A 16,309-nucleotide genomic window follows, 5' to 3' on the forward strand; every position below is an offset into this window, starting at 1 on the left:
ACCTACCCTAGTAGTTCGGTGTGGTGTTCGATCACCTTGCGCAGTCCATCGATGTAGCGATCTACCAGCGGCAAGTCCTCCTCCCGGTGCCAGACGGGCAGCTTCAGGGTGTGCTGCCAGATCTGCTCGGCCACGGGAAACTGCCCCTCGCGGTATGCCACCCGTTTCCGGTGCGGGTAGTGCGGGAACACCGGCGCGGGGTCGCGGAACAGCGGGAACCGACTGAGTGGGCAGATTGAACCGGGCTGATCAACCTCCTTGAGTCCTTCCGCGAGCAGCGCTTCATGAAAGCGCTTGACCGGGAGGCCTCCCAGTTCCTCTGGAACGTAGGTCAGCGGTAGGCCGTACCAGGCGGGCCGTACGCCGTCCGGGGTCCTCGGCACGGCGATGCCGGGGAGCTCGCCGAGCTGGTTGCACAGGTAACGGGCGACGTTCTCCCTTCCGTTGAGGTAGTCGTCCAGCGAACCGAGCTGGTCGAGAGCGATGGCCGCGGCCAGTGGGTGGATGCGGAACTTCAGCCCCATACCGGTTACGGCGTAGGGGTGCATCGGGCTGGTGGCGGGGATCTCGTTTCGGCACCGCTTGTTGTAGTGACCGTGTAGCAGGACGCGGTGGTACACATCGTCGTCATCGGTCAGCACGAAGCCGCCTTCGCCTGCCGACAGGGGCTTCGGACCGTTCATCGAGAAGGCGGCTGTGTGACCGAACGTGCCAACCTTCTGGCCGTGGACGGTGGCGCCGTGGGCGTGCGAGGCGTCCTCTAGCAGGGCTAGGCCGTGACGGTTGGCCAGGGCGAGCAGTGCGTCGATGTCGGCCGGAGTACCCCAGAGGTGCGTCACCATAATCGCCGTGGTCTTGTTGGTGATTCGCGCTTCGACCTCTGCCACCGACATGTTCCCGGTCTCGTCGGAGTCGGCCAGAATTGGGACCGCACCGAGGTGGAACAGCGGCGTCGCAGTGGCGAGGAAGGTATATGCCGGGACGATCACCTCGTCACCCGGCTCGACGCAGGTGGCTGCGTAGGTCGAGTGCACCGCTGCTGTCCCCGAACTAGTGAGCACGGCGTGCCGGACACCAAAGTACTCCTGGAGTGCGTCTTCCAACTCCGCGATCACGCCTGAGCGGTCATAGATCGAGACAGTCGTCGTGAGCTGGTCGAGCACGGCTTTGGTCGTCGCGTGCGTGATCGGTGGCCAGGAAAAGTGGGAGCCAAGCTGGGAGATGACCGGCGACCCGCCGGTGAGTGCCAGTGCGTTCACGCCAGTTCCTTTGGGTTGATGGACGTACGGGTGCGGGCCGACTCGTAACAGCCCTCGACGAAGCTGAGATGCGCCAGATTCTCGCGCGGCCCGCTGGCGTTGGGGCGCGCTCCTTCGATGACGCGGCAGAAATGATTGATCTGGCTGACGGCTGCAGACGGCCAGGCTTGTTCGCGGGCAAGTGACTCCACGACGTCGCCGCCGTTGGTGAGTCGCCTGATCCTGCCGCGTTCCAAGTGTACGATGCCTTTACTGCCGACGAGTCGAATTTGTTCCGACTTCGGTCCGATGAACCGTGAGAGAAGCAGTGAACCGTACAGGCCGCTGTCGTAGCTGAAGTGGATAAGTGCGGTGTCCTCGGCATCGTAGCTGCGGTCCGGTCGAGCAGTCGTGGAAATGTCGGCTAGCAATCGATCCGGCAGACCGAAGTACCAAAGCAGCATGTCGATCAGGTGGTACCCCATGTCGATCACGCAACCGCCGCCTGCCTTGGTGGCTTGGCCGCGCCATCCTTCGGACGGATCGGTGATGTGCAGCGTGTACGCCGCATTTACCACGAACGGTGTTCCGATCTGGTCGGCAAGTTGGGTGAAGCTGGTGTAGATTGGGTTGAAGCGTCGTTGCAAGGTCACCATCAGGTGGATGCCGGTGCGCTCGCACAGCTCGGCCAGTTCCTTGGCCTCCGTCAGTGTCGTAGCGAACGGCTTCTCCTTGAGGACGTGGACGCGGCGTTCGGCAGCGGTATGGATGATCGCTTGCCCGGCGTTGTGCGGCACGCACACCACCACGAAGTCGAGCTGTTCGGCAGTGAACATCGCCTCCACGTCGGTGTAGCCCGCGACCCGAAGTTTGTACCGCTGTTCCCTGACGATCTCGGTGTCCTCGTCGCAGACGGCGACCAGCTCCGCTGCGTCTGAGCTGAGGAGTGCCGGAATGTGGTCGTCCAGCGCTTGTTTGCCCAAGCCGACTACGCCTGCCCGGAGCTTCGTCCATGTGCGGCTTTTTTGTCCATTTTCCGTAAACCGACATGGTGTCAGTTCGGCCATACCTTCCCCTTGTTTCGAGTTTCGTGCGGACTATGACAGAACGTCTTGAGTGGTGGCGCTTACCGGTCGTAACCCGTTGTCCATTACCAGAACTTTGGCTGGGGCAGTCTGTGTTTCCGTGCGCATCAAGCGACCACTGAATCAGGGGCGATGCCGTCCGGGTTCACCTCGTACGGGTGGTCCTCGGTCAAGTGGCCTCCGGCTCCTGATCTGCTCCACTCTCACGTTCAGCGCTACGTCCACGCACGCCGTCAAGGCCGACTGGTCCTGAAGGTTGCTGACCAACATGCTCAGTTAGGTCAGCGTGCGAGACTCCGTAGCGAGATCGTGTGGACAATGCGGGCTTGGGTGCGACCAGATCGTTCGCGAATGCCCGACCAGTGACGTGTTTTTCGAGGTAGTAGAGATCGGCTACGATGTCGAGCGTGCGGGGCAGACGCGGCTTCCCATCCCGTCGGACGCAATAACCCTATACGTGGTGGTCGTTCGCCAGCGAACGCGATGAAAAGTCGATAGTCAGAACCTCACCTCGCTGATTCCGCTCTCCTGGCCGGAGGGTGGCTGGTGCTCAAGTTCGTTGGCGGAGTGTTGCCGTCGGTGACCTTCAGGCTCGATGAGAATGATTTGGTCAACATCCCCAGGATCGCCGCCGGCGATGAGTTGCCAGCAACAGAGGCACATCGTCTCGGCTTCACCCGGTCGCAAGGTTCGTGAATCAGCCCCGCACGGTGCTAGTCACATCAGCAGGGGGTGCCCGTCCCGCGGTGTGGTCGTCCCCGTGGATCAGCACTTCTCGCTCCTCTGGTGACGATATGTGGTGCACTCGCTACTACCAGTAAATCGATGGCAGTGGGCGACTGGCAGTCTTGGATCAGTGCGATTACGACCGGTCGACTCTCAGGGGTCGCACTTGGGTCCCACTTGGGCGGGAAGGCTTCACAGCGTAGGAGCAGTAGGCCAGGATCAACTACCAGCAGCGGTCAGGCCAGCGTGCGGGATGGGACCCGGGTGAGCAGTGAGAGTGGCGCGGGCAGCGACAACCATGTTCTGCGTGCCTTGCTGGACGAAGCGGGCATGAGCAACGCCGCACTAGCACGCGCGGTGGTGGCTGCGGGAGCCGAGGAACGCGTCTACGTCGGAACCAACACGACCTCGGTGACCCGGATGCTGTGCGGGTCGCAACCACGCTGGCCCGTGCCGAGACTGGTAGCCAGGGTGCTGTCCCGCCAGCTGCACCGTGAGATCAGCATCAGCGAATGCGGGTTCACGGATCGTGCTCCCGTGGCCGGCGATCGACACGATGGACTGAACTGCTCGGGCACACTGGACGGCACAGTCCGAACGGTCGTCGAACTGGCCGGACGGGATAGGGACCGGCCTGGTTTCCTGCTGGGCTCCGCTTTCACAGCGGCCGCCTTCTCCGAACCAGCGCTGTACGCGATCACGGTGCCCCCGGCCGAGAGCACCGCGCGAGCGGCGGGAAAACGCATCGGTACTGCCGATGTCGAGATCATCGTCGAGCACATCGCCCACCTCCGACGACTGGATCACCGCTACGGCTCGGGTCGTGTCCGTGAGCAGGTGGTTCAGGTGCTGCACCGCGAAGCCAACACGGTCATGCACGGCAGCTACTCGGAATCGACCGGCAAGGCCCTTCTGGACGCAGTCGCACAGGCGTCGTGGCTGGCCGCATCGATGGCCGCGGATGTCGGCCGGCACTCGCTGGCTCAGCGCTACTACATCCAGACGCTCAATCTCGCCATGGGCGCTGGTAACCGGCTCTACGCGGCGAACGTCCTGTCCCACATGAGTCGCTTCACCGTCCAGTTGGGACTTGCCGCGGTGGCGGAGCACGAGCGGCTCTGCCACGCCCGGCAAGGCGTCGCGTTGGCTCGTGCGGGGCAGAGCGTGGCTAACGGCAAGGCCACGCCGGTGCTGTCGTCCCTGCTGTATGCTGTCGAGGCGCGGGGACACGCGCTGTCCGGCGATACCACCGCCACCCGCACGGCCGTGTTGAAGGCCGAGCGGCACTACGAGCGTGCGCGCATCGACGAGGAACCCGCCTGGCTGGCCTTTTACACCGAAGCCGAACTCGCCGCCGATCTCGGCCGATGTCTGCGCGACGTGGGCGACCCAGACCAAGGCGCCAGTTTGATCAAACAGGCGTTGGACACCTATGAACCGTGGCGGGTGCGCAGCCGATGCTTCGTCCAGGCTGACCTTGCCCTCGCTCACCTGGCCAGCCGTGATCTGGAACAGGCCGCCTCCGTGGGACGGGACGCCGTGCGCATGGCGCGGCAGGTCAGCTCCAACCGTGTCCTCGACAGGCTCCGTATGCTCCAACGGCGGGTTCGTCCGCTGAGCAGCACCTCACCGGACGCGCGCGAGCTGGACGACCGCATCACCGACCTGACCCGCACCCGTACCCACCGAGACGAGGACACCGCCACCTGATGACCACCGGAATCGACTTCGAGGGTGCCCGCATCTACGCGATTCCCATGCGTGCCCGCTTTCGGGGCATCACCGTCCGCGAGGGGATGTTGCTCGAAGGTCCTGCCGGGTGGGGCGAGTTCTGCCCCTTCTCCGACTACGACGACACCGTGTCGGCGGGGTGGTTGTCGACGACCATCGAGCAGTGCGCCATTGGCTGGCCGCCAGCCGTGCGTGACCGCATCCCCATCAACTGCACCGTGCCCGCCGTCGGCCCCGAACGGGCCTATGAGATCACCGCGAACTCGGGGTGTCGGACCGCCAAGATCAAGGTCGCTGATCACCCCGAGTCGCTCCCGGAGGACCTCGCTCGCGTGGAAGCCGTTCGTGCCGCACTCGGGCGGGACGGCGCGATCCGGGTCGATGCCAACGGAGTCTGGGACACCGACACCGCCGTGTCCCACATCCGCCAGCTGGACAAGGCCGCCGGCGGGTTGGAGTACGTCGAACAACCCTGCCGCACCATCGAGGAACTCGCCATCGTCCGGCGGGCTGTCGAGGTCCGGATCGCCGCCGACGAATCCATCCGCCGCGCCGACGACCCACTACGGGTGGCCGTCGCGGGCGCAGCGGACGTCGCGGTGATCAAGTGCACCCCACTCGGTGGCGTCCGTCGCTCGTTGCGGGTCGCCGAAGCCGCCGGGCTTCCCTGCGTGGTCTCCTCGGCACTGGAGACCAGCGTCGGTCTCGCCGCACAGGTCGCCCTCGCCGCCGCACTGCCCGAACTGGACTTCGCCTGCGGTCTGGGCACGCTGTCGCTGTTCGAGAGCGATCTCGTGTCCGGCCCCGGCTCCCTGCGGGCAGTGGACGGCTTCCTTCCCGTGCCTCGCACGCCACCAGCCCCGGACCCCTCCTTGCTCGCTACCTACGAACTCGTCGAGCCCGAACAAGCCGGGTGGTGGCGCGACCGGCTGGCCCGCGTGCGCGCGGTGCACGGCGCGGACCGGTCCGGCTGATACGAGCGTGAGGGCGGCGGTCCGCGCGGAAACACCCGAGGAGCTGATCGTCCCTGTTGGGTTCCGCGTTGGTGCGGTTCGGGCCTCACTGATCGTTCGAGCTTGTCGTGCGACCAAGGGCAGAGGAGGGCGCACGACCAGGACGTCGCGTGGGCCTCGGCGCTCCTCCTCATCCAGCAGCGCAAGGGCCGCTGCTCGTCGGTGGTGTGCGGAGTGGCGGTGGCACGCTCGTCCAGCGTGTCCGCGAAGGGCCGTGTCCGGTGCCTCGCATCCCGCGCAGCGGCGACAGGGCGGGGTGTGGGTCGCTTCCTGCATCGGCGCGCACTCGACGTGCTTCGGTGGGGGCGGGGAGGCCGGGGGTGCCAGCGGGCTCGGGTGCCCCGCACCGGCCGGTCAGCCGCTCGTCGTCCGGTCCCGCGCCTCGGTGCCGGCTGGGAGGGCGTTCTCGCGATCCGTTCCCGCCGCTCCGGCGGCTTCGGCGCGTTCGATCTCCTGGACCCGGAGTTCCCGGCGGGGCCCGTACCACAGCGTCCACCCCAGCAGGCCCACGATGAGCACGGGTGTGCCGAGTGAGCCCACCGTGGCCATCACCGGGATCGGGAGCAGGAACACCAACGGCACCCGCAGCACCGCCTCCGCGACGAATCCCAACCCCCACACGATGGTGGTGCGGTAGAAGAGCCGGCGGAAGTGCGGGCTGGCCCGCCACCGCTCATCCCACGCCGTCGACTCCGCCGCGTCGAGACCGGCGAAGCGCTTGGACGCCGCGTAGAGCAGCGGACGGCGCAGCAGGCAGGTCAGCAGGAACAGCAGCCCGGTGACGGCGGTGCCCACCGACTCCTTGAGCAGCAGGAACCGGGCGTCTCCCGTGACGAACGACAGGCCGAGGCCCACCGCGAAGGTGGCCGTCATGAACAAGGCGAACGCGTCGAGCCGCCGGGTGCGCAACAGCACCCAGCCCAGCCGCAGACCGGCGACGACGGTCCCGGCCAGCAACGCCAGGTAGTCACCGGCCCCGGCCCACCGGAACACCAGGTACGCCGACACCGACAGGCCGGCGTCGAGGAACACCCCGCCCAACACCCGCGCGGGGCGAACCGGCGAGCGAGGACGCCGCTCGTCTCCGCCCACCCGGCCTCCTCCCACGGTTTCCCCGGCCCCGACCATTGTCGAACGGAGCGCCGCCCGGTACCCCGGGAGATCCTCCACCGCTCGGTCAGTGACCGCCCACCGGTTACCGCCCGCTGACCCCACCGGTGGAAGCACGCACTGTCACCGGGGTGGCACGGATGGCTAGCGTGCCCGGTCCACGGGGCCACCGCCGTTCCGGTGACCGGCGGTGGCCCTCCCAGCGGGGCACCGCGCTCCGTAGGCGTCCGGTCGTGACGGGGCGGGGGAGCGGGACGGCGGACCCACGACACCGCGCCGGGCGGGCACGGCAGCGCGGGACGACCCACCACGACGGCGGAGCGGCGGCACAGCACCGACGCCTGATCCGAAAGCGGGGCCGAAGGATGCGAATTCGTGTACTGGGCGCGGTCCGGGCGGAGGCGCGGGGAACGGCCCTGCTGCTCGGCGGGCCCAAGCACCGGGCGGTCCTGCGCTACCTGGCGTTGCGGGCGAACTCCGTGGTGTCGATCGAGGACCTGCTCGCGGCCCTGTGGCGCGACGAACCCCCCAGGACCGGGCGGAAGATGATCCAGAACACCGTCTCCGAGCTCCGGGGTGTGCTGGCCCAGGACGACGACCCCTCGGGCGGCGCGGTGCTCCTCACCCACTCCCCGGGCTACCTCCTGCGCATCGACCCCGACCGGGTCGACGCCGGGCGCTTCGCCCGGCACGCCGAGGACGGGCTCCGCCTCCTGCGCGACGGCGACCGGAGGCAGGGACTCGACCGCCTCCGCTCCGCGCTGGCGGTGTGGCCGCCCGAGACACCCCAACCAGCACCGGGGTCCCTGGAGGCGGAGTGGGCCGAGTGGCGGGACCTCCTGCGGCTGCGGCGCGCCGTGGAGGAACGGATCGTCGAGGAGTCCGAAGCGGGCGGTGCCCTCGCGGCCCGCCCCGAACCGGACCGTCCTCCCCGGGAGGTGATCCGACCGGACGGTGGTGGGCTCGGCACGAGCAGCGTGCTGTTGGTGACCGCCGAGTCCCCGGCCACACCCGGTGAGTCCCCCGCCGAGACGACCCACCGGGAGGCGTGGGCCGCCGCCCGGGTGCACGCGCATCTGCGCGCCGCCGGAGGGCGGGTCCACGTCGAGTTCGGGTCGCTGGTCATCGCCGTCCTGCCCGCACCGCCCGCCGAGGCCCGTGCCGTCGCCGGCCGCATCCGGGCGGACCTGATCGGCCGGGAGGGCGGTCGGGCCCGCACCGTCTCAGCGGTCGTGCTGCCCGCCGGGCCGGCGGAGGAGCCCGTACCGGCCGCCCTGGTCGACGAGGGGGTCCGCCTGCTGTCCGAACGCGAACGGGGAGTGGAGGCGGCACCGGCGGAGTTGCCGTCGGAGGTGAGGGCGTGACACTGCTGAACCATCGCCTCCGAGGTCGGCCAGGCTCCCACCCGTGAGCGCGTCCCGGTTCCCGCGCCGCGTCAACCTCGCCTGGAGGCCGTGCTCGGCTGTCCCCGGCGGTGGGGGTGCTGGAAAAGCCGGTTGAGCGCATGCTCCCCAGCGTCGGGCTGCCAGCGAAGTGAGGAACCGTTCGGCCACGGGTGGTGGTGTGGCCGAATTCAGGGCAGTTCGTGACCTGAATTGCCAGGGATGGGTAGGCCTGCGGGCGCCCGAGGGCGTCCGGAACTGTGCTTCGCCGCCGAACGGCAGGCAGTGGACCAGCCCGCGCCGGTCACGTGAGCGAGTGGTCGTGCGGACCGCTTCTTCGTGGTTCGAGGTACGAACGGGCGAGAACTCGCAGGTCAGATGGTGGCGCGAGGTGTGAGGGACGGCGGGGAGGGCGGAAACGGCAGTTGTTGTGGATGTTTCACCAGGTATGGCGCGATGTGGTGGCTGACGGGAATTGCGGACAGTTTCGTGCTGGTGGGCGGCGCGTGGTCGAGCGGTGCGGATGTCCTCGCCGTCGCGGGAGGGCGGCGGCGGGTCGTGGGGACGCCTGGTGGAGTCGTTAAGGGCCTGCTGGAGGGCTGTGGCGGGGGGACGGGATACTGTGGGCAGGGAGGATCTGTGGGATGCGGGAGACCGTCGGGAAAGTGAATGAGAATCGGTCGTGTCGCTCGTAACGCCGCAGGTCAAGAAGTGTCGTCCCCGCGCACGCGGGGCTGTTCCCCCCGCAACGAACAGAAGGAGATCGACATGGACGTCGTCCCCGCGCACGCGGGGCTGTTCCCCCCATCGCCTGGGCCTGGGCGAGGAACGCGTCCGTCGTCCCCGCGCACGCGGGGCTGTTCCCTCCTCTGCGGCCCGCATCGCGGCGAGGGCGTCGTCGTCCCCGCGCACGCGGGGCTGTTCCCGCCGTGCGGGAGACCGTCGACGTCGAGGTAGCGTCGTCCCCGCGCACGCGGGGCTGTTCCGGCGTCGCGGTAGGACCCGCCGAAGGCGGGGAGGTCGTCCCCGCGCATGCGGGGCTGTTCCCCCCCCACCGAGGACGACCAGCCCCGGCCCGGAGTCGTCCCCGCGCACGCGGGGCTGTTCCGCCCGCGCTGACGCGGTCAGCGCAGGTGAGCCGGGTCGTCCCCGCGCACGCGGGGCTGTTCCCGCTCTCCGGTGGGGATAGAACATCCCTTGAACGTCGTCCCCGCGCACGCGGGGCTGTTCCCCGCTGCCGGAGCTCGCTGCACAAGTCCTCGATGTCGTCCCCGCGCACGCGGGGCTGTTCCGTGTTCCGAGGAGCAGGGATTCCAGACACGGACGTCGTCCCCGCGCACGCGGGGCTGTTCCCGCGCGGAGCCGGGGGCTGGAGATGGGTGTCAGGTCGTCCCCGCGCACGCGGAGCTGTTCCGGTCTCCTGACGCCATCACCGCCCTGATGTAGGGTCGTCCCCGCGCACGCGGGGCTGTTCCTACCGGAAGGCCAGATCGGGTGGGCGCCGATCAGTCGTCCCCGCGCACGCGGGGCTGTTCCGGAAATCCGAAAGTGGGGCCTGGCCCCAATCGGGTCGTCCCCGCGCACGCGGGGCTGTTCCCTTTTTTGGAGCGTGGACCGTACTGGGTTTGTTGGAGGCCCTGCACCCCAGGAAGGATGAGGAGCATGGGTTCCGCGAAGAAATACCCCCAGGAGTTGCGGCGACGCGCGGTGGAGATGGTCCGTGAACTGGAGGGGCAGTGGGGACCCGGACGTGGAGCCATCGCCCGGGTAGCCGACCAACTCGGAGTGCACCCCGAGGCCTTGCGGTACTGGGTCCGCAGCGGTGAACCCAGCACCCACACCGGCTCGGCGGACTCCACGAATACCGGGGAGTCGGACCGGGACCGGATCGCACGGCTGGAACGGGAAAACGCCGAACTCCGCCGATCCAACGAAATCCTCAAGGCTGCCTCGGCTTTTTTCGCCCGGGAGATGGACCCCCGCCCACCGAGCTGACCGAGTTCGTCGACCACCACCGGGACCGGTTCCCCGTGGAAGTATCCTGCCGCACAGTAGGGCTGAGCGTGTCCACCTACTACGCGATTCGCAACCGACGGACGAACCCCTCCGCCCGGCACCGCCGCGACCGGGAACTCGTTACGGTGATCCGCCGGATTTGGGAGGACTCGCACCGGCTCTACGGGGCACGCAAGATCTGGGCGGCACTGCACCGCCAAGGCGTGACCGTGGCCCGCTGCACCGTGGAACGGCTGATGCGGTCCGAGGCCATGACCGGGCTGGTCACCCGGTCCCGCCGGCCGCGGTCGATGCTGCCCGGGCAGGTCGAGGGCCAGCCCGGTGACCTGGTCGAGCGGGTGTTCCGGGCACCGAGGCCGAACCGGTTGTGGGTCACGGATCTGACCTACGTTCGGCTCGGGGAGAGTCGGTTCGTGTATTCGGCGTTGGTCGTGGACGCGTTCTCGCGGGCGATTGTGGGGTGGCAGGTGTCGGATACCGCTGATACGTCGCTGGCGTTGGATGCGTTGGATATGGCGCTGTGGGCGCGGAGGAGTCGTCTGTCTCCTGGTTTGGTGGCTCATTCCGACCGGGGGGTGCAGTACACGGCGTTGCGTTACAGTCAGCGGTTGAGCCGGTCGGGGATCGCGCGGTCGGTTGGGCGTCGGGGTGATTCCTACGATAATGCGCTGGCGGAGTCGGTCAACGCGTTGTACAAGAAGGAGCTGATTTACCGGAAAGGCCCGTGGAAGGGGGTTGCGGACGTCCGCGCTGCTACTGCGGAGTGGATTCACTGGTACAATCACCACAGGCTGCATAGTTGGTGTGGGAATAGGCCACCGTTGGAGTACGAGGAACGACACTGGCGACAGGCCACAGCGGTCTGAACGCACACGAGCGTGGGAGGCACGGCCTCCAACACCACCGGGGCGGTCCAGCGCGCTATAGACAAGTGGCTGTGTCGTCCCCGCGCACGCGGGGCTGTTCCCAAGTCGTACGCGTCGCGGTTCGCCTTGAGCGGGTCGTCCCCGCGCACGCGGGGCTGTTCCTTGGCGTCCGGCTGCTCTCGGATGTCCGCGAGGGTCGTCCCCGCGCACGCGGGGCTGTTCCCTGGAACTGGTCGGCCTCGCAGACGCACTCGGCGTCGTCCCCGCGCACGCGGGGCTGTTCCGCCGGTGAATGGCTCGACCTCGCCGCAACCGTCGTCGTCCCCGCGCACGTGGGGCTGTTCCCAGGTGGCGGCCGTCCGTCAACCCGCCACGTCGTCCCCGCGCGAAGCTGGTCCCGAGGATTGATGGGGTCTCCGCGCTCAGCTGCGAAGCGGAGAGCGACGGCCCACCCGCACGTCGTCACCGACGGTGAGAGTCAGTCGGTCGATGTTGCCGACTCACCGATTCGGCCAACGAGGTAGTGAGGTTTTCCTTACTGGTCCCGGACATAACGTCCCCCAACAGGGGGACGTCGTACCGACAGGAGGAGGACCATGGAGTTCGGAATACTGGGGCCGCTGTCGGTGTCGCGAGGCGGCGCGCCGCTCCCGGTGTCCGGAGTGCACCAACGTGCCGTTCTCGCCTACCTGCTGCTCCACGGCAACGAGGTCATCCCCACCAGCAGGCTCCTGCGCACCATGTGGGGCGACAACGCGCCACGCACCGCCCGGAAGATGTTGCAGAACGCGGTGTCGGGGCTGCGCGGGCTGCTCGCCGCCGAGGAGGACGCGCCGATCCTGCTCACGCACGCCCCCGGCTACCTGCTCCAGGTCGACCCGGTCCGCGTCGACCGCCACGCGTTCACCGACCTGGCCGAGCGGGGCCGCGCCGCCCTGCGGTCCGGCGATCCCGCCGGCGCGGCCGAGTCCCTCCGCCTGGCCCTCGGGCTGTGGCGGGGAGATCCGCTGGCGGACCTCGTGGAGCTGGGGTTCGACTGGCCGGAGCTGAACGTGCTCCGGGAGGCCCGCGCCTCCGCCGTCGAGGACAGGTTCGAGGCGGAACTGGCCAGGGGACGGCACCAGGACGTCGTCGGGGAGCTCGAACTGGCCGTCACGGCGGACCCCCTGCGGGAACGCCTGTGCGGGCTGTTGATGCTCGCCGCGTACCGGTGCGGGCGCCAACACGAGGCGCTCGCCGCCTACCGCTCCCTGCGCACCCGGCTGGTCGCGGAACTCGGCGTGGAACCAGGGGAAACCCTGCGCACCCTCGAACGGGACATCCTCAACCAGCGGCCCGAGCTGGCGGCACCCACCACTCCCGGGGCAGCAGCCGGGGTGCCCGGGCCCACCGTGGTCCCCGGCGCCGCTCCGTCGCCCGCCCTCGCGCCCGCGCCACGGCACAACGGTGGCGCGTCGGCGACCCGGCTCGGCGCCCCGGCCCCGCCGGAGCCGGCCCGCCCGGCCCCCGGCCCCATCCCGGAGAACGGGGCGGTCGCCGAACAGCGGGCCCTCACGGTGGTCATGGTCATGACCACCGCCGAGCACGCGGCCACCGTGGAGGGGTTCGTGTGCCAGCAGATCCGCCACCACGGCGGGCAGTCCGCGCCCGGCCCAGGTTCGTCCTGGTGCGGCTACTTCGGCGCGTCCGGCAGGCAGCCCGACCACGCCGACCGCGCGCTCGCCGCCGCCGGCGCCATCGCCCGCCGCTCGGTGGTCGACTTCCACCCCGCCGAGGTCCGGGTGGCCGTGCACTCCGGGGAGGCGGTGGTCACCCGGCTCGTCGACGGGGACACCGCCGTGCCGAAGGTCGCCGCCGTCGTGCTCGACAGCTGCCGACGGCTCGCCGCCGCCGCCACCCCCGGCCGGGTCGTCCTCAACACCGCCCCACCCGAGGGACCGGTCGGACACGGCCCCTTCGCGGCACGACCACGACCCACCGGGGCACCGGCGGAGCTCCCCAGCTCCTGGCACGGCCCCACCCCCTTCGTGGGCAGGTCCTTCGAACTGGACCTGTTGCAGCGCACCGCGGCCCGCACCCACGCGACGGGACGACCGGCGATGGTGACACTGCTCGGCGCCCCCGGCGTCGGCAAGACACGGCTGGTGTCCGAACTCGTCGACCAGCTGCGGGACGGCACGCTGAACACCACCCGGGTCCTGCGCACCCGAGTGCGGCCCGGCCACGGCGACGCCGGCACGGTCCTGTCCGAACTGGTCCGGGACCAGCCGGGCGGCGGGGTGGAGGCGTTGCGGGGTCTCGCCAGTCGGCAGCCCGCGCTCGTCGTCGTCGACGACGCGCACCACGCGGACGACGACCTCCTCGCCGCGCTGGCCGCCCTCGTCGACACCCCGGACCCGCTGCCGCTGATGATCGTGACCACCGCCAGGGACGCGTTCTCCCGTCGCGTGTCCGAGAACGCCACCGGCCCCAACTCGTTGAGCTTCGTCCTCGACCGGTTGACCGACAACGCGGTCACCCGGCTGCTGGACGTGGTGCTCAACCCGCGCCGCCGCCAGTCGCACCTCGGCCCGTCCCAGCCGTCGGCCGCCACCGGCGAGTGGCGGGAGCTGCTGGGCGAGATCCGGGGCTGCCCGCTGCGCGCGCTGGAGTACGCGGCCCGGTTCAACGCCGCCGGGGACGACCAGGCCGCCCACCGTGAGGGCATGGCCGGTTTCGCCCGGTTCAACCCGCGTGGGGCGGAGGCCGGGGTACCGGTCCCGGCCGTCGCCGCGATCCCGGGCTGATCGCCCGGGCGACGGTCAGAACCCGGCCCGGGCGACGAGTTCCGCCGCCTGGGCCGGGCTGAGCCTCGGATCGCACAGCGTCTCGTAGCGGGCGTCCAACGCCTCGACGTCGGGCACGGGCCCGCCCACGCACTCGGTGACCTCCTCGGCGGCCACCTCCAGGTGCAGTCCGCCGGGGTGCTCGCCGTGGTCGCGGACGATCCGGGTGAACCAGCCGACCTCCTCGACCATCGCCGTCAGGAACCGGGTCTTCCGACCGCCGGGTGCGGCGACGGTGTTCGCGTGCATCGGGTCGCTGACCCACACCACCGGGTGGTGGACCGCGCGCACGGCGCGCAGCAGCGGCGGCAGGGCCGAGGTGATGGCCGGCACCCCCATCCGCACCACGAAGGTCAACCGGCCCGGGGTCCGGTCGGGGTTGAGGACCTCGCACAGCCGGACCACGTCCTCACCCGTCGCCCCGGGGCCGAGCTTGCACGCCACCGGGTTGCCGGCCGAGGCCACCAACCGGACCTGCCCGTGGTCGAGTTGGCGGGTCCGTTCCCCGACCCAGGGGAAGTGGGTGGACCCCAACACCAGCTCCCCGGTGTCGTCCGGGCGCAGGAACGCCGATTCGTAGTCCAGGACCAGTGCCTCGTGGCTGGACCACGGCCCCCACCCGTCGGGGCGTGACGCCCGGTGGGCGGCGAGCCTGCGGTGGGCCGAGGCGGCCAACCGGTAGCCGGTCAGCATCCGGCGGGGGTCGGGGCGCCGGGCGCGCACGTCGGCGACCTCGGAGTTGACGAGGTGCCCCCGGAACGGCGGCAGCGGCACCCCGTCGACCACCTCCTCCGACCGCGACCGGGGTTTGGCGAACTGGCCACCGATCCGGCCCACCCGCAGGACCGGGCGCCCACCTCCGAACCCGGCCGCCAACCGGTCCAGGACCGCCACCACCGCGTCGGTGCGCGGGTCCGAGGCCGCGTGGAAGCTCTCCGCGCAGTCACCGGCCTGCACCAGCACCGCGTCGCCCGAGCAGACGGCGGCGAGCCGGGTCGACAGTTCCCGGACCTCCGCCCCGGTGACCAGCGGCTCCGCCGCCTCCAGGGCCCGGAGGACGGGTGCGTGGGACTCGTCCCACCGCCAGTCCGGCTGCTGGAGCGCGGGCACCCCGTGCCAGTCCACCCCGGCGGGGAACCCGCCCCGGCCAACCGCCCCGACGGGCAGGGCGCCGGCCTCCCCGACCTCGCCGGAGGTCACGTCGCGACGCCCTCGACCTCGACGAGCAGGTCGGCGCGGCAGATGTCGGCCCGCAGGTAGGCGACCCGGCCGTCGGCGGGCAACAGCTCGGCGCAGACCTCGCGGACGGCGGGCAGGTCCTCGGCGTGCCGCACGTACACCTTCGCGGCCCGCAGGTCGGCCAGCCCGTAGGCGTGGTCGACGCCGTGGCGGCCCAGGTTCTCCGGGCCCACCAGCAACTCGACGTTCCCCAGGGCGGTCCTGCACTGCGCGCGCACGTCGCCCACGTGCCGGGTCTCGTGACCGATGATGCTGGCGGTGCCCGAGACGAGGACCGAGCCCCGCGCCGCCGGGTCGCCGTGCCGGGGCAGGTAGGTGGCGCGGGCGAAGTTCGGGGCGCGCCGCCCGTACCGGGACGGGTAGTGGTAGGCCGGGACCTGCCGGGGGTTCTCCACGTTGACCGGGTCGACACCCCGGGTGGCGATCAACGACAGTTCGACGCCGCCGGCCGCCGCGCCGATCACCGTCGTGGCCGGCATGTCGCTGAGCATCCCCAACTCCTCCAGGGCCAGGCTGCGGCCCACGCAGAAGTCGCGGTAGGTCTCCTCACCGGTCCCGGTGCGGTCGTTGATGCCGGCGATGTGGTTCCAGACCCGGACCAGCCGGGGGTAGTCGAGGCGGGCCAGCAGCGCGAACAGCTCCCGGTACATCCGGCCGACCTCCCGGGCACCGGAGCCGGAGCCGGGCAGCCGCGCCGAGCAGAACAGGAAGCGGTCCGAGTGGGCGTACCGGATGCCGCCGTGGTCCCCGGAGCGGACGGGGCCGTCGGCGGGCCACACCTCGGCGACCTCGTCGGTCGGGGCGGCCAGCGGCACGGTCATGCCCGGGTGCGCCGCGTCCGCCGGGGCCGACGCGACGTCCAGGTACCGGTTGACGCCGAGCACCGGGCCGTCCTCGGCGGACGCCGAGTCGGAGTCGGGGGCGAGCAGCAGCGGGGCGAGCGCGCCCACGGGCTGGACGGGCGAGCGAGTCATGGACCACCCCAGCAGTGGAGTTCCGACGGCTGTCGGCCCCGACGCTAGGAACCCGGCCCGTCCCGGCGCAGTGCCGGACTTCCACCTGTCGGTAACAGCGGGCT

At 70.2% G+C, this 16,309-nt stretch carries 12 protein-coding genes and 2 CRISPR repeat arrays; of the genes, 7 read left to right on the top strand and 5 right to left on the bottom strand.

What is annotated here, in order from left to right; translation table 11 throughout:
* Positions 1-2: 2 nt before the first annotated feature.
* Both ACOJVX_RS10825 and ACOJVX_RS10830 read right to left on the bottom strand, forming a co-directional pair.
* Positions 3-1,259 carry a DegT/DnrJ/EryC1/StrS family aminotransferase gene (locus ACOJVX_RS10825; RefSeq protein WP_026420371.1) on the bottom strand — a complete coding sequence of 419 codons (1,257 nt, stop codon included), beginning with the start codon at positions 1,257-1,259 and terminating at the stop codon, positions 3-5.
* The gene (locus tag ACOJVX_RS10830; RefSeq protein ID WP_418155547.1) at positions 1,256-2,305 is read right to left on the bottom strand and encodes a Gfo/Idh/MocA family protein; all 1,050 of its coding nucleotides are present in this window, start codon (positions 2,303-2,305) and stop codon (positions 1,256-1,258) included. The genes ACOJVX_RS10825 and ACOJVX_RS10830 overlap by 4 nt, the downstream gene beginning before the upstream one ends.
* A gap of 564 nt (positions 2,306-2,869) precedes the next feature.
* On the opposite strand from ACOJVX_RS10830, the gene ACOJVX_RS10835 reads away from it, so the two are divergent.
* The 3 genes from ACOJVX_RS10835 (at position 2,870) to ACOJVX_RS10845 (ending at position 5,754) form a co-directional block, all read left to right on the top strand.
* Positions 2,870-3,019 (top strand): hypothetical protein, encoded by a 150-nt coding sequence (locus ACOJVX_RS10835; RefSeq protein ID WP_155886261.1) that lies wholly within the window; start codon positions 2,870-2,872, stop codon positions 3,017-3,019.
* Positions 3,020-3,313: 294 nt separating this feature from the next.
* Complete coding sequence (locus ACOJVX_RS10840; protein ID WP_418155548.1) at positions 3,314-4,759, top strand: hypothetical protein; 1,446 nt, start codon at positions 3,314-3,316, stop codon at positions 4,757-4,759.
* Positions 4,759-5,754, top strand: a complete 996-nt coding sequence (locus ACOJVX_RS10845; RefSeq protein ID WP_026420369.1) for an o-succinylbenzoate synthase — start codon at positions 4,759-4,761, stop codon at positions 5,752-5,754. The genes ACOJVX_RS10840 and ACOJVX_RS10845 overlap by 1 nt, the downstream gene beginning before the upstream one ends.
* 393 nt (positions 5,755-6,147) lie before the next feature.
* On the opposite strand, the gene ACOJVX_RS10850 is transcribed toward ACOJVX_RS10845, so the two are convergent.
* Positions 6,148-6,885 (bottom strand): VC0807 family protein, encoded by a 738-nt coding sequence (locus ACOJVX_RS10850; RefSeq protein WP_422647490.1) that lies wholly within the window; start codon positions 6,883-6,885, stop codon positions 6,148-6,150.
* Positions 6,886-7,268: 383 nt separating this feature from the next.
* Here ACOJVX_RS10850 and ACOJVX_RS10855 point away from each other — a divergent pair, with 383 nt between their 5' ends.
* The 4 genes from ACOJVX_RS10855 to ACOJVX_RS10870 all read left to right on the top strand — a co-directional run bounded on the left by ACOJVX_RS10855 (position 7,269) and on the right by ACOJVX_RS10870 (position 13,953).
* Positions 7,269-8,267 (top strand): AfsR/SARP family transcriptional regulator, encoded by a 999-nt coding sequence (locus ACOJVX_RS10855; RefSeq protein WP_026420368.1) that lies wholly within the window; start codon positions 7,269-7,271, stop codon positions 8,265-8,267.
* Positions 8,268-8,998: 731 nt separating this feature from the next.
* Positions 8,999-9,883: direct repeats of the CRISPR family, unit length 28 nt; unit sequence GTCGTCCCCGCGCACGCGGGGCTGTTCC.
* A gap of 64 nt (positions 9,884-9,947) precedes the next feature.
* Positions 9,948-10,280 (top strand): transposase, encoded by a 333-nt coding sequence (locus tag ACOJVX_RS10860; RefSeq protein WP_030106222.1) that lies wholly within the window; start codon positions 9,948-9,950, stop codon positions 10,278-10,280.
* A gap of 35 nt (positions 10,281-10,315) precedes the next feature.
* Complete coding sequence (locus ACOJVX_RS10865) at positions 10,316-11,167, top strand: IS3 family transposase (RefSeq protein ID WP_422646788.1); 852 nt, start codon at positions 10,316-10,318, stop codon at positions 11,165-11,167.
* 73 nt (positions 11,168-11,240) lie between these two features.
* A CRISPR array of direct repeats spans positions 11,241-11,512; the repeat unit is 28 nt; unit sequence GTCGTCCCCGCGCACGCGGGGCTGTTCC.
* A gap of 251 nt (positions 11,513-11,763) precedes the next feature.
* On the top strand, positions 11,764-13,953 hold the full coding sequence (locus ACOJVX_RS10870) for a BTAD domain-containing putative transcriptional regulator (protein ID WP_422647491.1): 2,190 nt from the start codon (positions 11,764-11,766) through the stop codon (positions 13,951-13,953).
* 15 nt (positions 13,954-13,968) lie between these two features.
* Here ACOJVX_RS10870 and ACOJVX_RS10875 read toward each other — a convergent pair whose 3' ends face one another.
* A complete protein-coding gene (locus ACOJVX_RS10875; protein WP_418154674.1) occupies positions 13,969-15,192 on the bottom strand; it encodes a 3-deoxy-7-phosphoheptulonate synthase in 1,224 nt (407 codons plus the stop codon).
* On the bottom strand, positions 15,189-16,205 hold the full coding sequence (locus ACOJVX_RS10880; protein WP_162182708.1) for an FkbO/Hyg5 family chorismatase: 1,017 nt from the start codon (positions 16,203-16,205) through the stop codon (positions 15,189-15,191). Before ACOJVX_RS10880 ends, ACOJVX_RS10875 begins: the two co-directional genes overlap by 4 nt.
* Positions 16,206-16,309: the final 104 nt, after the last annotated feature.

Source organism: Actinoalloteichus caeruleus (genome assembly GCF_049311605.1).
Taxonomy (GTDB): domain Bacteria; phylum Actinomycetota; class Actinomycetes; order Mycobacteriales; family Pseudonocardiaceae; genus Actinoalloteichus_B; species Actinoalloteichus_B caeruleus.

Excerpts from the sequence above, each read along its gene's own strand:
- ACOJVX_RS10830 (WP_418155547.1), bottom strand. The coding sequence starts at position 2,305 with ATGGCCGAACTGACACCATGTCGGTTTACGGAAAATGGACAAAAAAGC.
- ACOJVX_RS10845 (WP_026420369.1), top strand. The coding sequence starts at position 4,759 with ATGACCACCGGAATCGACTTCGAGGGTGCCCGCATCTACGCGATTCCC.
- ACOJVX_RS10855 (WP_026420368.1), top strand. The coding sequence starts at position 7,269 with ATGCGAATTCGTGTACTGGGCGCGGTCCGGGCGGAGGCGCGGGGAACG.
- ACOJVX_RS10860 (WP_030106222.1), top strand. The coding sequence starts at position 9,948 with ATGGGTTCCGCGAAGAAATACCCCCAGGAGTTGCGGCGACGCGCGGTG.
- ACOJVX_RS10870 (WP_422647491.1), top strand. The coding sequence starts at position 11,764 with ATGGAGTTCGGAATACTGGGGCCGCTGTCGGTGTCGCGAGGCGGCGCG.
- ACOJVX_RS10880 (WP_162182708.1), bottom strand. The coding sequence starts at position 16,205 with ATGACTCGCTCGCCCGTCCAGCCCGTGGGCGCGCTCGCCCCGCTGCTG.